This window comes from Methylophaga sp. UBA4204, from assembly GCF_002379485.1.
GTDB lineage: Bacteria > Pseudomonadota > Gammaproteobacteria > Nitrosococcales > Methylophagaceae > Methylophaga.
Genome location: NZ_DFTU01000087.1, coordinates 17,879 through 33,678, shown reverse-complemented (window position 1 = coordinate 33,678; position 15,800 = coordinate 17,879). Strand labels below are relative to the sequence as shown.

The following is a 15,800-nucleotide window of genomic DNA, read 5'->3' as shown; positions in this document are numbered from 1 at the left end:
TGTGGTGCCAGCCATAACGCACAGCCAATCATTGAAATGTTGAGAAAAACGGGTGTAAATGCCGGCACGGCAAACTTACCAAAGCTGTTTAAAATGGAGCTGGCCAATGCGGTAAGTGAAACGAACAGTATGTATGGAAAAGTAATCCTTAACAGTTCTCTGGCCAGTTGTAATTTTTCAGGCTGATCAATAAATCCTGGAGCAAAAATCAGAATAATTATGGGGGCGGCGATTACTCCTATCAGCGTAATAAAAAATAATACGCCTGCAAGAGTCCCGCTGGTTGCGGCAATAAGCTGTTTCAGATCCTGATCACCGCGTTCGCGATATTCAGCAAGAACAGGGATAAACGCTTGTGAAAAAGCCCCTTCTGCAAACAGGCGACGGAGAAAATTTGGAATCTTAAAGGCAACAAAAAATACGTCAGCGCCCATCCCTGCCCCAAGAAGTCTGGCAATGACAATATCTCGAACAAATCCCAAAATTCGGGATAAAAAGGTCATTAAACTGACAACCAAGGTAGACTTAAGCAGTTTTTCTTTCATAGTCGCTTATTTTATTGGATAAACGCTTTCAGCGTGTGAGGCGCTAAAAATGCAAAATATGTTTAAAAATGTTCATTCTAAGCGTTTTTTACTGACATATCTTAGCTTGGTTGTTTTATTGCTATTGCTTTTTTTAACACTGAGTCAACAGCCGCCGCCAGCAGAATCATCAAATAGCAGCAGTTCTATGTTGACAGTCTTTGAGCCAACCTTGGAAATACCCCAGTTTCTTGCTTATACCAGTGATCATTCCGTATTTACCAATGATGCTTTTTCTGGCAAGTGGAGCTTTGTCTTTATTCCGTCTGTTGGCTGCCATGATTGTGAGGCTATTTTCCGTGTATTAAAAAACCTTAAAGATGGGCTAGCAAATCGATCAGTTCAACTGGTGCTTATAGATATTGGTGGCCAGCAAATAGATGAACTGACTGCACTTGTCCATTCCCATGATGTTGATGCTCGAATTATCACTGTTAATGGCACACCATCGGAAAATAAATCGTTAAAGAATTTTTTTACCAGAAGCAGAGCCTACCCCGAACAGGACCTGGAAAATGCCGTTTTTTTAATCAATCCAAGAGCTTTGCTTGCCGCAAGGTTTCAAGCACCTTTTACCTCGGTGTTAATCCGTCAAAGCTTTATACAACTGCGTTCAGATTATGCGGTTAACCATTAATCAGATGTTTCGTCCATTGCTTCAGCAAAACTCAAGGCAAGCTGTTCAAGTGTACTGGTTCGGCGAAAGCTAGGACGCCACACCAGGCCAATTTCACGTTTTGCCAGACTATCCTGTTTTAACGGTCGCAAACAGATATCGGCATGACGCACCATATCGGAATTAATAGCCATTTGTGGAATCAAGGTAATCCCTAAACCGCTTGCCACCATTTCTATCAGCGTGTACAAGCTGGTCGCCTGTACACTGCGCCGTTGTGCTGAAGCGGGTAATTGACAGGCACTGATAGCATGCTCACGCATACAATGCCCTTCGGCTAATAGTAATAACTCGTTTATTGGCAGTTGATGTGGTTGCAGTGACTCATATTTGCTTAAACTATGTTGTCGGGGTAAGGCTACCCAAAAGGCTTCTTGTGAGATTACCCGGTAATTCAAATTTCGCGTATTGAACGGAAAGGCTAGTATTGCTACATCAATGGTGCCATTTTCTACTTGTACTAATAATCTTTCCGACTGATCTTCAATCAGTAAAACCTCTAACTCTGGTAATTGTTTACGAATTTTGGGCAATACACGGGGCAGTAGAAACGGACTAATAGTGGGGATAACGCCAATTCTGATTCTGCCGGCTAAAGGATTTTTCTCAGCTTGCGCCAAATCCACCAAATCATCACTTAAAGAGAGAATTTGTCGGGCGCGGTCAGCCACTTCTTCGCCAATGGGTGTTGTGAGTACTTTTCGATTGGTACGCTCTAGTAAACCAACTTCCAGTAAGTCTTCTAAGTCCTGAATGCCTGCACTTAGAGTGGATTGTGTCACATGGCACTTCTCTGCGGCACGACCAAAGTGTTTTTCATCAATGACTGCTGTCAAATACTGTAATTGCCGTAAGGTGGGAAGTCTCATAATCGGTCTATCCACTTATTAAGTTGAAAATGATTTGTTTTATATAAGTTAGCATAAATATAATGACAAATCGTCAGCCAATACAAAATTCGTTTGTTGTAAGATGTATTCATATTATTACTTTTTTGTCAGGAGGTTTCATGCGTAAGTGGCAGTGTTTAGTGTGTGGGTTCATCTATGATGAAGCCAGAGGATTACCTGAAGAAGGCATTCCACCGGGCACCTCATGGGACGATATTCCAGATGACTGGGAATGTCCGGAATGTGGTGTGGGCAAAGAAGATTTTGAAATGTTGGAAATTTGATCAGCGACGCGTAAATCCAGCTTCTTTATTTTTAAGCGTTTTTCGATATAGCTTATTGTTTTCAATTCTTAAACTTAAAACGAACTAATCGTATTATTATCTGGCAACGCAACGTGCTGACAGAACTTTCCCTTACGCATTTTCGTAATATCCATAAATCAATACTCTACCCCAGTTCTGGTGTGAATTTACTGGTTGGAGAAAATGGTTCTGGAAAAACCAGTGTGTTGGAAGCTATCTATCTGCTGGCAATGGGGCGTTCTTTTCGTTCGCGTAATTTGAAAAATGTAATTCAAAACGAAGAACAATATTTTCAATTATTTGCCAGAATTATTCAGGGTATTCCTGTTGGATTACAATTTGGGAATGCGAGTGGTTTACAGATTCGTCTTAACAATGCTCCATTAAAAAAGCTATCTGAATTAGCTACGCATCTTCCCCTTCAATTTATTCCGGCTAATTGTCACCAATTTTTTGAACTGGGTCCGCGGTTTAGGCGAAAAGTTGTGGATTGGGGATTGTTTCACGTGGAACAAGATTTTTTTTATCATTGGCAAGCATACAAAAAAATTCTCTCCCAACGTAATGCAGCATTGCGCAATGCAAAACCGAACAGTGAAATAAAAGTTTGGGACGCATCGCTAAATGCGCATGGTTTGAAACTGGCAACCTATCGGAATGAATACCTGGACCAATTAGTGATTAGTTTTAAAGAATGGTTCATGTTGCTTTGCAATGATTATAAAACTTCAAAATTTGAATTACGATATTTATCAGGCTGGCCTAAAGGGGAAGATTTTGCTGATATTTTGAATAAAACAATTGATAGAGATCGTGCGCTTGGTTATACCCGATCAGGTCCACATGCAGCAGATTGGTCATTAAGAGTAGATGGGCAAGATCCTGCAGAATTGTTTTCAAGAGGACAGCAGAAACTTTTTTTTCTTGCTATCAGCCTGGCACAAATAACTTTAATGCAACAGATAAATAAACAACAAAGCGTATTGTTGATTGATGATTTAAGCTCAGAACTTGATCGTGAGCACCAGGTTTCTGTGTTACAAGCGATCAAAAAATTGAAGGTGCAAACCTTTATCACGACGACAAATACAGAGTTATCAGCAAGGTTGGTAAAAGAAGAAAATGACATTATGTTCCACGTGGAACGAGGTGTGATTGAGCAAGTATAGTCAAGCTGTCAACCGGAGACGATACATAGTAGAATGAACGATTAGGCTTCACCTTGCTGTAAATGGACTAATTTATGACCACTGAAAATAATAGTTACGATTCTTCCAATATTAAAGTACTGAAGGGGTTGGACGCTGTCAGAAAACGGCCGGGCATGTACATCGGCGACACGGACGACGGAACCGGTTTGCACCACATGGTTTTTGAGGTGCTGGATAACTCAATCGATGAATCTCTGGCTGGCCATTGCACGGAAATAAACGTTCGAATTCATCCGGATGATTCCGTTTCTGTTGAGGATAATGGTCGTGGTATTCCGGTCGATATGCATGAAGGTGAAGGAGTATCTGCAGCTGAAGTTATCATGACTGTTTTACATGCCGGTGGTAAATTTGATGATAATTCCTATAAAGTTTCAGGCGGATTGCACGGTGTTGGTATATCAGTCGTAAATGCGTTATCCAAAAAACTAACACTGGAAATCAAACGTAATGGTTTTTTGCACAAACAAAATTATACACATGGTGTGCCGGATGCACCGTTAAAAGCTTTTGAAGAAACGCAGGATACAGGTACCAAAATTCAATTCTGGCCAAGCGAAGAAACCTTTACCCACATCACATACGATTACAAAATATTGGCCAAGCGCATTCGTGAGCTAGCCTTCTTGAATTCTGGTGTCAGAATTGTCCTGACAGATGAAAGAGATGAGAAAACTGAAGTATTTCATTATGAGGGTGGGATAAAAGCGTTTGTTACCCATCTGAATAAAAATAAAACATTTGTTCACGAGCATGTCATTGGCATTTCCGGATTACGCGATGATGTCGTGGTCGAATTAGCAATGCAGTGGAATGACTCTTATCAAGAAAATATTTACTGTTTTACAAACAATATTCCCCAGCGTGACGGTGGTACACATTTAGCCGGATTTAGAGCGGCGTTAACCCGAAGCCTCAACCAATACATTGAAAGCGAAGGTCTGGCAAAAAAATCTAAAGTCGTTACCAGCGGCGATGATGCGCGTGAAGGACTCACAGCGGTACTGTCAGTAAAAGTGCCCGACCCGAAATTTTCATCTCAGACCAAAGATAAATTGGTGTCATCAGAAGTTCGCACCATTGTAGAATCTTTAGTTAATGAGCATTTCCAGGATTTTCTGATTGAAAACCCAAGTGAAGCCAAACTGATTGCCAACAAAATGATTGATGCAGCACGTGCACGTGATGCTGCCAGAAAAGCAAGAGAATTAACTCGCCGTAAAGGAGTTCTTGATATTGCAGGTTTACCAGGCAAGCTGGCGGATTGTCAGGAAAGAGATCCGGCCCAGTCAGAACTGTTCCTGGTGGAAGGGGACTCGGCCGGTGGCAGTGCCAAACAAGGCCGTGATAGAAGAACACAAGCAATTCTTCCGCTGAAAGGAAAAATCTTAAATGTTGAGCGCGCCCGTTTCGATAAGATGATCGGATCGGCCGAAGTGGGCACGTTGATTACTGCTTTAGGTTGCGGTATTGGTCGTGACGAATATGATCCGGAAAAACTCCGCTACCACCATATTATTATTATGACCGATGCGGACGTCGATGGCTCTCACATCCGAACGTTACTACTGACATTTTTCTACAGACAGATGCCGGAACTAATCGAACGAGGCCATGTTTACATCGCCCAGCCACCGTTATATAAAATCAAAAAAGGTAAACAGGAGCGTTACGTAAAAGATGACGCAGAAATGGAGCGTTACCTTACAGAAGTTGCTTTAACAAATGCCGTGCTCTATCCAACAACGGATGCAGCACCTATTGAAGGTAATGCTCTAGCGCAGCTGGTCAATGAATATCAAACCATCAGAGCCATTATTACCCGGCTGGCAAATCATTATTACCCTGCTTTCCTGGACGAATTGATTTATCAAACAGCAATACCTGATTTCAGCGAAACTGGCGCTATGAAAGAGTGGCTGAAAGCGATAGAACAACGCATGAATGACATCATGCCCACAGGAACATATTACGTTCTTGATCTACAAAAAAATGAAAATGAACCAATGCCTCATGTGAATATCAGTTTCACCCGACATGGGATTAGTAACGATTTTCATGTTCCGGGAGAGTTTTTTGCCAGTACCGAGTATCAGAAGATCATGTCTTTTTCTAACAAAATCAATGGCTTGTTTGGTGAAGGTGCGAAGATCGAACGTGGTGAAAGAAATGAAAATGTTCAGCATTTTTCACAGGCAGTTAAATGGTTGATGGCTGAAGCCCGACGTGGTCAGCATGTACAACGTTATAAAGGCTTGGGTGAAATGAACCCTGAACAATTGTGGGAAACGACAATGGATAAATCCAAGCGTCGGTTGTTACAGGTCAGGATCTCAGATGCGATAACAGCAGATGAAACCTTCAATACTCTAATGGGCGACAATGTTGAACCTCGTAGAGAGTTTATTGAAACGCATGCTTTACAGGCATCTAATCTAGATATTTAAACCATTCGGGAATTGTTCCCCAACCCAACGGTCGGTTATGAAGGCCATTCAGTGATGCTGGATGGCCTTTTTTCATGTATTCAGGAGCAAATAATGACGACGAGTGACGTACGCTACAATCAAGGGCAGATAATTTTGCATTGGTTAATCGCGGCGATGATTTTCTTTATGATCGGCTTAGGTCTATGGATGGTTGGTCTGCCAAAAGAGTCAGAATTAGCGCCGGGCCAGGAAAGCGTACGAGCATTTTGGTTTTTATTGCATAAATCAATGGGTATCACCGTCGCAGTCTTCATTTTGTTACGGGTAGTCTGGCGGTTAACACATAAGACTCCCCCACTGCCGACAAGTATTGCAAACTGGCAACAGAAGCTGTCCAGCGGAATACATTATTTACTTTATGGAGTAATGGTGGCGATGCCGATAACCGGTTATCTACAATCCATGTACAGTAAATATGACACCAAACTATGGGGAATGAAGTTACCACGCCTTGCTGAAGCAAATGCTTCTGCAAGAGAAACGTTTACCGATATTCATCAGGTGTTAGCGTATATTTTTATTACACTGTTGGTTATACATATCGGGGCAGCCATAAAACATCGATTAAATGGCACAGAAGTGACCCGTAGGATGTCATTGTGGAAATAACGATGTAGTTGCAATGAAATTAAAAAAGGCCCTTAAAAGGGCCTTTTTTGTATGAATGACAATGATTATTAATGTAGCTTAATTTTTGGATGTACGCTTCGACGAAAAAGATGAGATGCGATAACATCAACACTCGAAACGGTCCAAATAAGGCAACTTGGTGCATCTTATACAGTGAAAGGTACATCAGTCGGGCCATTAAACCTTCTACTTTCATACTACCTTTACTTAAATTTCCCATCAGGTTGCCAACTGTACCGTAGCGACCTAAAGAAACCAAAGAGCCATAATCATGGTAATGATATTCAGGAAGCTCCTTGTCCTTCATTCGATTAACGATTGATTTATAAACCAGAGACGCCATTTGATGGGCTGCCTGGGCGCGTGGCGGTACATTCTGATCCTGACCAATCCATTTACATGCACAGCAGTCACCAATGGCATAAATATCATCATCAAAGGTGGTTTGCAGGGTCTGTTTTACCACCAATTGATTCATCCAGTTGGTTTCCAGACCATCAATATCTTTCAAAAACTCAGGAGCCTTAATGCCGGCTGCCCAGACTTTGATTGCTGCAGGAATATTACGACCACTTTGAGTTTTGATCTCTGTCTCGGTAACTTCAATAACACGCTCACCAGCAAGAATTTCTACGCCGAGATCATTTAACTCCTCCTGAGCAGCAGCTGAAATATTTTCAGGTAACCCAGGCAAAATACGATCAGCAGCTTCAATTAAAGTAAGTTTTACATCCTGTGGTTTAACTTCATCAAGACCATAAGCATTTAACAGATGTGATACTTCGTAAAGTTGTGCGCACAATTCGACACCTGTAGCACCAGCGCCGACAATGGCAATATTTAACTGACCCTCATCGAGAGGACGTCCTTGGGTATGCGCACGCAGATAAGATTCCAATAACTGATTCTGGAAATATTCGGCTTGTTTAGTGGTATCCAGGAACAGACAATGATCGCTTACACCCTTGATACCAAAGTCATGACTGACACTGCCAACAGAAATAATGAGATAGTCATAATCAAAACTACGACGGGGAATGATTTCCACACCGTCTTCATTGAAGGTTGGCGCAACCGTTATCTGTTTATTTTGGCGATCCAGACCTTCCATTCGGCCAAGACGAAACCGAAACCCACTGCACATGGCTTGGCTCAAGTATTCAATTTCATCTTCATGAGAATCGAGGGTTCCAGCTGCAACTTCATGTAAAAGTGGTTTCCAGATATGCGTATGAGTACTGCTAACCAGAGTAACTTCCGCTTTCTTTTTCTTACCAAGTTTTTTTCCGAGTTTGGTAACCAGTTCCAGGCCACCTGCTCCACCACCAACAACAACTATTTTTGGCACTGCTTCTGACATAGATATGCGACTCCCATCAATCCGTTGCAAATTATGTGGTTAATTTTAACTTATATATAATCGATCGACCTATCTAATTTTTACTAGTAGGTCAGACTCTGGCAAAATTCACAGCTTAATATCAATTGAGATAACAGCATGCAATCAAGGCCGGAAAAGCCAAAATTGGCCTGGGCAATCACGGGTTCAGGACATTATCTGGATGAATGTTTGGAAATTATCCGTGAATTACCGGATGTAGACCTGTTTTACAGTCGTGCTGGAGAAGAAGTTATCCGTATGTATGGTCACGATCCAAAAACCTTGAACAACGAAGGTCATATTTATCGTGATAGAGCCGCAAGCTCACCTCCGGTCGGATTATTCTATCGGGGGGATTATCATACTCTGGTGGTAGCACCAGCCACCTCAAACACCGTGGCGAAAATGGTTATGGGCTTGTCTGACACACTGGTTACCAACGTGTATGCTCAGGCAGGCAAGTGCCGTGTTCCGAGTATTGTGCTTGCCTGTGATGCCATATCCGAAGTCGATACACCTGCCCCTGACCGTATGGTGAGATTATGGCCAAGAGCCATTGATCTGGCGCATACAGAAACTCTGCGTAGTTTTGAAGCAACCACCGTCGTGGAATCAGCTGAGGCTTTATACGAAACTTTGAAAAAGCGTCTGGAACACGTTAACGCCGATCATGGCTGAGACCATTCTCTTTCTCACCGGAAAACTTGCTCAACCCAGTGTTGAAAAGGTTTTGCAGGAAATGGCGCCATTGCCATTCGAGTATAGAGTGCATCAATTGGGTCTATCAGTTGCCGCATTAATGACCGATAAGATGATCGCCCGGCGGCTCAAGCCGGATGATTATGCGGACTGTAAACAGATCATTGTTCCCGGTCGCTGCCGTGGAGATTTGGCTGAATTGAGTAAAACGCTGGGGATTGAGGTAGTGCGGGGGCCGGATGAAATTAAAGATTTACCGATATTCTTTGGTAAGGAGCGGAAAATCCCTGATTTAAGTCGTTATGATGTCAATATCTTCGCCGAGATTGTTGATGCGCCCCAAAGGGATATTGCAGGTATTTTGGAGCGGGCAAATTATTACCGTGATTCAGGGGCCAACGTCATTGATATTGGTTGTCTTCCGGAAGAAAAATTTCCGCTGATGGAAGAAGCTATCGCAGCCCTACATGAAAATGGTTTTAAAGTTAGTGTGGACTCACTTTCAATAGATGACTTAAGGCGTGCTAGCAATGCGGGTGCAGATTACCTGCTGAGTCTGACAGAAAAAACCATCGACCTTGCGAAAGAAACCGATGCCATCCCGATACTGGTTCCAGCGCAGCCGGGTTCACTGGCTTCGCTCGAACGGGCTATGGAGGCAATGGACAAGCTGGGAAAACCCTGGATAGCCGATCCTATTCTGGATCCAATCCATTTTGGCCTTACAGAGTCGATAGTTCGTTATCACACCTTACGTCAAAAATACCCAGAAGCACCCATGATGATGGGAATAGGTAATCTGACCGAGTTAACGGATGCTGATACCAGCGGAATTAATGCACTGCTGTTTGGCATTATTTCTGAGTTAAACATTACCAATGTGCTGGCGACGGAAGTCAGTCCTCATGCAAGGCGGGCCATCAAAGAAGCTGATGTGGCACGACGCATGATGTTTGCCGCTCGCGATGACAATAGCCTGCCACGGGATTTCACTGCAGATTTATTGGTTAGCCATGAACGCAGACCTTTTACCGATACTGAACAGGAAATTATTCAATTATCTGAGAATATAAAAGATCCAAACTATCGAATAAAAATTGCCCCTAAAGGGATATTTGTTTTTAATCGGGATGGTTTGTTGCAGGATACCGATCCGTTTGCTTTTTACCCTCAGCTGCAAGTGAAAGATGATCCGGGCCATGCCTTCTACCTGGGGGTGGAATTAGCACGTGCCGAGATCGCCTGGCAATTAGGGAAACGTTATACTCAGGATGAAGATCTGCAATGGGGTTGTGCTGTTGAAACCGAACAGGAAGATCTGACCCGGCAGAAGGCTGAAGGCACTACGATGCAAAAAGATCAGCAACGGACCTGTGGCACGGCCGATATTAAAAAAACCAAAAAACAGGAGCGCGCCTGTGGCACTGCTGACAAGCCGGATACATGAAGTTATCGTCACCACGATATCAGAAAATGGAAAGGTGCATTCTGCACCAATGGGGATAAGCGAAGTAAACGGTCACTTTCATATAAAGCCTTTCAAACCATCCAGTACTTACGATAACCTGCTTCGGCATGGTCAGTGTTCAATAAATTTTGTCGATGATGTACGGATTTTTGCTGGTGCGTTAACCGGGCATCGTGATTGGCCCACCTCCCCCTGTCAGCAGATTGAAGGTGAATATATTGCAGATGCGCTATCACATATTGAGTTGGAAATTGTTCGTCTGGAAGATGATGACCCACGAGCCTGTTTTTACGGCGCTGTAATTTGCGATGTAAACCATAAGCCCTTCAGAGGTTTTAATCGTGCCCAGAATGCAGTGATTGAGGCTGCCATTCTGGTGAGTCGGCTGGGCATGTTGCCAGAGCATAAAGTTCGCGACGAAATTGACTACCTGACTATCGCTATTGAGAAAACGGCCGGTGAACGTGAGCTCCAGGCCTGGAGCTGGTTAATGGAAAAAGTTGAACAATCCGGAATAAAGCTAAATGATAACTAAGTGGTTAGCCAGCGTAGAATCGCTTGATGAAGCAAAATCTCTAGTGGAGCAGTTGCCACATATCCTTGATATGAAAAACCCGTCAGAAGGTGCTCTGGGAGCTTTAAACCATCAAACTGTCACTGAGATCGTTAATTGGATCAACAAAGGTTGTCTTTGCAGTGCAACGGTGGGTGATTTACCCATGCAAGCTGAGATAACTTCAGCAGCCATTCGCAACATGGCTGAAACAGGTGTGGATTATGTCAAAATCGGGCTATTTGATGAACCAGGCCTTATCCAATGCATTCAACAACTTGAGCCTACTATCAAAAGTCTTAGCACACCGGTGATTGCCGTTATCTTTGCTGATCAGTTACCACAGCAGAAGTTAATTCCATTACTGGCAAAATCTGGATTCGCTGGCGTGATGCTGGATACTGCCCGCAAAGATGGTCAGGGATTGTTGAATCATTTATCGGTAGAAGTTCTGCAACAGTTTGTTGTGGAGGCAAAATCCGCTGGAATGTTGTGCGGTTTGGCCGGCGCACTGAGGATTGAAGATATTGAAACACTCAGTCCATTGCAGCCGGATTACCTTGGGTTTCGCAGTGCGTTATGTCAGCAGCATCGTCGCACTAATCGTCTGGATCCGGAGTTGGCCAAACAAATTCAAAATAAATTGAACGTGGCTTTACCTGAAGTTTTGGCCTGTTAGACGCAGACGCAAAAAAACCGGATAGAGAAAGTTACCTCCCCTACCCGGTTCATATCTTTATCAAGCAGCCAGTTTTACTCTTAGTGATTTTGCTGCTGAAACCATGGCTTTTAATGCAGGCTCCACTTCTTCCCAGCGACGGGTTTTTAAACCGCAGTCAGGATTCACCCATAACAGCGTTTTATCAATTCGCTGTGCGGCCAGTTTGAGCAATTCCACCATCTCCTGCTCTGATGGAATATTCGGACTGTGAATATCATAGACACCCGGACCTATCGCATTGGGATAGTCAAACTCCTGAAAAACATCCAGTAATTCCATTTGCGAACGTGAGGTTTCAATGGTGATGACATCGGCGTCCATGGCGGCAATAGCTTCGATAATATCGTTGAATTCGGAATAACACATATGGGTATGGATCTGTGTCTCATCTGACACGCCATTAGCGGTGATTCGGAAGCATTCCACAGCCCACTCCAGATATGTCTGCCATTGAGATTGACGAAGTGGCAAACCTTCCCGCAAGGCGGCTTCATCAATCTGAATGATGTTGACCCCGGCACTTTCCAGATCGATCACTTCATCCCGAATCGCCAGTGAAATCTGTTTACAGGTTTCGCTACGTGGCTGGTCATCTCTGACAAAAGACCAGTTAAGAATGGTGACTGGCCCGGTCAACATCCCTTTTACTGGTTTGTCGGTTAATGATTGGGCATATTGAATCCACTCAACGGTCATCGGATCAGGACGTGAGACATCACCATAGATGATCGGTGGTTTCACACAACGGGAACCATAGGACTGAACCCAGCCATAGTCGGTGAATGCAAAACCCTGTAGTTGTTGACCGAAATACTCGACCATATCATTGCGTTCAGCTTCACCATGTACCAGTACATCAAGGCCCAACTCGGGTTGTTTATCGATGGCATGGCGAATTTCCGCCTGCATTTGCTGGCGATATTCAGCATCAGCCAGTTGACCCAGGCGAAACTGTTTACGTGTCTGTCGAATAACATTGGTCTGTGGAAAAGAGCCAATGGTAGTCGTTGGGAATGCCGGCAACTGTAGCGCTTGCTGTTGAAGGGCTGCTCGTTGTGAATAAGTACTCTGCCGCTGGCCTGATGCGGAATGAGTTGCTTCACAGCGCTGTTTAACGGCCGGGTTATGAACGCGAGTGGACTGCTGGCGACGTTGAATGGATTGTTTGTTTTCTGCTAGCTGTGCGGCAACACCTTCACGCCCCAGATTGAGCGCCTGAGCTAATATCGATAACTCTTCCAGCTTTTGTACCGCAAAGGCCAGCCAGTCAAGTGTTTCTTCAGCAAGATTATGCTCAGAGTTTAAATCAATAGGCACATGCAGTAATGAGCAACTTGGTGCCAGCCATAAGCGTTCAGCAAGTCGCGTATGAATCGGCTCCAGCAGCTCAAGCGCCCTATTCAGATCGGTTTTCCAGATATTACGGCCATTAATAATGCCCACTGATAAAACTTTGTGTGAAGGCAGCCAGTCCACCACTCTGACAAGTTCATCTGCAGCACTGATCGCATCAATATGCAGTCCTGCTGTGGGTAATTCACAAGCTAGCTGCAGATTTTGCTGAAGTTGGCCGAAATAGGTCGTCAGCAACAATTTGACACGACATTTCGCTAAACTGAAGTAGGCTTTCTGCAAAGCCTGTTGCCATTCCGTTGACAGCTCAGTGACCAGAACAGGTTCATCGATTTGTACCCACTCGACACCGTTATCTGCCAATTGATCGAGAATTTCTGCATAAACCGGTAATAATTTATTCAGCAAAGCGAGTTTGTCAGTTTCGTCCTTGGTTTTCCCCAGCCAGAGATAGCTTACCGGACCAACCAGAACGGGTTTTATCTTAAAACCTGCAGCTTTTGCTTCTTTGATTTGCGCCAGCAATCGTTCCGGACATGCCTTAAAGGCAGTTTCCGCGTTAAATTCCGGCACCAGATAATGGTAATTGGTATCAAACCATTTTGTCATTTCTGCAGCGGCGACCTGGTGATTGCAACAGGATGAACCTGCTTGTCCACGCGATGCCTGAAAATACTGTGTCATGGCATCAGCATTTTTATCAACCCGTGATGGCAGGTTATCCAGCAGCTGACTGGTGTCCAGAACGTGATCATAAAAGGAAAAGTCTCCAACAGGCACCAGGTCCAGATCAGCTTGCAATGTCCAATGACGTAAACGTAATGTTTTACCAGTTTGTTCTAAATCCTCAACAGACGTTTCACCACGCCAGAAGCGCTCCAGAGCAAATTTTAATTCTCGTTGGCCGCCTATACGGGGAAAGCCAAGATTATGTGTGGTGACCATTCGATATCCTCTCAGTCGGTTTCAAAAAGCTTCATTGTAATCAGTCTTATTGATGAGCAATAATGATGATTATTTACTTATTCATGAGAGATGTTCATATATGATTGAGCGCGCGCATTTACGAATTATTCGAGCCTTGGCAGAAAATGGCAGTTTAACGGCAGCAGCCAATGCCTTATTTCTCACACAATCCGCCTTATCGCATCAGATCCGTTATCTGGAACAAAAGTTGGAAATAAGCTTATGGCAGCGGGATGGTCGTAAGTTAAGACTGACACAGGCAGGTGAACTGATGTTGCAGGTTGCTCAGCAGGTTTTACCGGTTTTGGAGCAAACTGAGCAGACCTTACAGGCCTATTCGGAGGGACGCGCAGGTATTTTGCGTCTGGGAGTTGAGTGCCACCCCTGTTATGAATGGCTGAAAAAAATTCTGGCAGACTATCTACGCGAAATGCCGCAAATGGATGTGGATATTGTGCATCAATTTCAGTTTTCAGGTATGGAAGGGTTATTGAATCATCATATTGATTTGCTGGTGACGCCGGATGCCGTTAAACAGGTCGGCGTAATTTATCAGCCGATGTTTGATTATGAGTTGGTTTTGCTGGTGGCTGAAAGTCATCCATTAAGTAAGCAGAAATTTATTCAGCCTGAAGCACTGCACAAGGAATTATTGCTGACGTTTCCCGTCGCCCATGAACGACTTGATGTGTTTACCCAGTTTTTGATGCCCGCAGGTATTAACCCTCGAACCAAAGCCATGCAATCAATGGATATTATGGTGCAGATGGTGGCGTTACAAAGAGCGGTGACAGTGTTGCCTAACTGGCTGGCCAATGAGTTTTGTCAAACGCTTCCGGTTAAAGCGATACGGCTTGGAAGAGGCGGTTTGGCGAAAACGCTTTATGCTGCTATAAGAGAGTTAGACCGGGACGTCAGCTACCTGCAAAAATTTATTTCCCTTGGCGTGAAATCCAGCAATGCTGTGACCGATTAAGTTTGTTCGTCAAGCACTCGATAAAGGATTTCACGGATAGACTCAGGTTCAAAAGGTTTATCCAGAATAGCCGATACGCCCGCCTGCTCAACCTGACCCAATCGGGTCTGGTTCTGCTCACTGGTCACAACCAAAATGGGCACAAAAGTATTGCCCATCTCGCTGCGGATATGTTCAACCAGCGCCTGACCATCCATTTTTGGCATATTCAGATCGGTCACCACCAAATCAAAACTCTGTTGTTTGAGCATTTCAATCGCTTCAATACCATTTTCAGCCTGATGAATCTGGTTTATGCCCATGTTCTGAAACACGCGCATTAGATGGTTACGTGATACCAGACTGTCATCGACCAGTAAAACTTCCAGCTGTTCTACTTCGTAATTCTGTAATTCAATTTCAGTTGGATCAATATGCTGCAGGGTGGTACGGATGGCACGCTGCAGATTAGCGTGATCAAAGGGTTTGGGCAGAATGGCCACGACACCGGATTGGCGAAGAGGCTCAAGTGCTTCAATATTTGATTCGCTGGAGATCAGCATAAAATGGGTGTTTTCCAGATTATCCAGTCGACGAATTGATGAGAGTAGTTCAGTCGCGGTCATGTCAGGCAAATACATGGCGCTGATCACCAGATCCGGGGGATACTTTTGCATAGCCACGATAGCCTGCGCGCCATCGTGAACACCATCAATTTTATTCACTCCCGCCTGGCGTAATTCACGCATGATGATTTTCAGCTGAACGGAAGATGGCTCAACCAGTAATATCGAGAGTTCTGATTCATTAAGTGAGTACATGCTGGTTCCGTTTTAGCGAATAACGAGACTGGTTTCCACTTGTTCGCGAGTCTCTTCATCCATAAGTTTTTCGATAATAGTTAACGCAAAAGTCATTG

15 protein-coding genes are annotated in these 15,800 nt (G+C 44.0%); 10 read left to right on the top strand and 5 right to left on the bottom strand.

Going from position 1 to position 15,800, the window contains the following annotated elements:
* Positions 1–545 (bottom strand): murein biosynthesis integral membrane protein MurJ (gene murJ / locus B3182_RS12600; RefSeq protein ID WP_292752984.1); only part of this gene is annotated, 545 nt, incomplete at its 3' end.
* 187 nt (positions 546–732) lie between these two features.
* On the opposite strand from murJ, the gene B3182_RS12595 reads away from it, so the two are divergent.
* The gene (locus B3182_RS12595; RefSeq protein WP_292358637.1) at positions 733–1,221 is read left to right on the top strand and encodes a hypothetical protein; all 489 of its coding nucleotides are present in this window, start codon (positions 733–735) and stop codon (positions 1,219–1,221) included.
* Here the strand turns inward: B3182_RS12595 and B3182_RS12590 are convergent.
* The gene (locus B3182_RS12590; protein WP_292358639.1) at positions 1,218–2,129 is read right to left on the bottom strand and encodes a hydrogen peroxide-inducible genes activator; all 912 of its coding nucleotides are present in this window, start codon (positions 2,127–2,129) and stop codon (positions 1,218–1,220) included. The genes B3182_RS12595 and B3182_RS12590 overlap by 4 nt on opposite strands.
* Before the next feature lie 140 nt (positions 2,130–2,269).
* Here B3182_RS12590 and B3182_RS12585 point away from each other — a divergent pair, with 140 nt between their 5' ends.
* From B3182_RS12585 to B3182_RS12570, 4 genes are all read left to right on the top strand, one after another.
* On the top strand, positions 2,270–2,434 hold the full coding sequence (locus B3182_RS12585; protein ID WP_292358641.1) for a rubredoxin: 165 nt from the start codon (positions 2,270–2,272) through the stop codon (positions 2,432–2,434).
* 113 nt (positions 2,435–2,547) lie between these two features.
* A complete protein-coding gene (gene recF / locus B3182_RS12580; protein ID WP_292358642.1) occupies positions 2,548–3,624 on the top strand; it encodes a DNA replication/repair protein RecF in 1,077 nt (358 codons plus the stop codon).
* A gap of 74 nt (positions 3,625–3,698) precedes the next feature.
* A complete protein-coding gene (gene gyrB, locus B3182_RS12575; protein WP_292358644.1) occupies positions 3,699–6,113 on the top strand; it encodes a DNA topoisomerase (ATP-hydrolyzing) subunit B in 2,415 nt (804 codons plus the stop codon).
* Between the two features lie 93 nt (positions 6,114–6,206).
* A complete protein-coding gene (locus B3182_RS12570; RefSeq protein ID WP_292358646.1) occupies positions 6,207–6,764 on the top strand; it encodes a cytochrome b in 558 nt (185 codons plus the stop codon).
* A 19-nt stretch (positions 6,765–6,783) separates the two neighbouring features.
* Here B3182_RS12570 and B3182_RS12565 read toward each other — a convergent pair whose 3' ends face one another.
* Positions 6,784–8,145, bottom strand: coding sequence for an NAD(P)/FAD-dependent oxidoreductase (locus B3182_RS12565; protein ID WP_292752981.1), 1,362 nt, complete (start codon positions 8,143–8,145; stop codon positions 6,784–6,786).
* Between the two features lie 138 nt (positions 8,146–8,283).
* Between B3182_RS12565 and B3182_RS12560 the strand changes: the two genes are divergently transcribed.
* The 4 genes from B3182_RS12560 to B3182_RS12545 are packed head-to-tail and all read left to right on the top strand — an operon-like array spanning position 8,284 to position 11,565.
* Positions 8,284–8,844, top strand: a complete 561-nt coding sequence (locus B3182_RS12560; protein WP_292358649.1) for a flavoprotein — start codon at positions 8,284–8,286, stop codon at positions 8,842–8,844.
* Positions 8,837–10,312, top strand: a complete 1,476-nt coding sequence (locus B3182_RS12555) for a DUF6513 domain-containing protein (protein WP_292358651.1) — start codon at positions 8,837–8,839, stop codon at positions 10,310–10,312. The genes B3182_RS12560 and B3182_RS12555 overlap by 8 nt, the downstream gene beginning before the upstream one ends.
* Positions 10,284–10,868, top strand: coding sequence for a DUF447 domain-containing protein (locus B3182_RS12550; RefSeq protein WP_292358653.1), 585 nt, complete (start codon positions 10,284–10,286; stop codon positions 10,866–10,868). The genes B3182_RS12555 and B3182_RS12550 overlap by 29 nt, the downstream gene beginning before the upstream one ends.
* The gene (locus B3182_RS12545; protein WP_292358655.1) at positions 10,858–11,565 is read left to right on the top strand and encodes a (5-formylfuran-3-yl)methyl phosphate synthase; all 708 of its coding nucleotides are present in this window, start codon (positions 10,858–10,860) and stop codon (positions 11,563–11,565) included. The genes B3182_RS12550 and B3182_RS12545 overlap by 11 nt, the downstream gene beginning before the upstream one ends.
* Positions 11,566–11,625: 60 nt before the next feature.
* On the opposite strand, the gene metE is transcribed toward B3182_RS12545, so the two are convergent.
* Positions 11,626–13,905 (bottom strand): 5-methyltetrahydropteroyltriglutamate--homocysteine S-methyltransferase, encoded by a 2,280-nt coding sequence (metE, locus tag B3182_RS12540; RefSeq protein ID WP_292752978.1) that lies wholly within the window; start codon positions 13,903–13,905, stop codon positions 11,626–11,628.
* 100 nt (positions 13,906–14,005) lie between these two features.
* On the opposite strand from metE, the gene B3182_RS12535 reads away from it, so the two are divergent.
* A complete protein-coding gene (locus B3182_RS12535) occupies positions 14,006–14,902 on the top strand; it encodes a LysR family transcriptional regulator (RefSeq protein WP_292752975.1) in 897 nt (298 codons plus the stop codon).
* Here the strand turns inward: B3182_RS12535 and B3182_RS12530 are convergent.
* Positions 14,899–15,702 (bottom strand): response regulator, encoded by an 804-nt coding sequence (locus tag B3182_RS12530; protein ID WP_292358661.1) that lies wholly within the window; start codon positions 15,700–15,702, stop codon positions 14,899–14,901. The two genes, B3182_RS12535 and B3182_RS12530, sit on opposite strands and share 4 nt — an antisense overlap.
* Between the last annotated feature and the right edge of the window lie 98 nt (positions 15,703–15,800).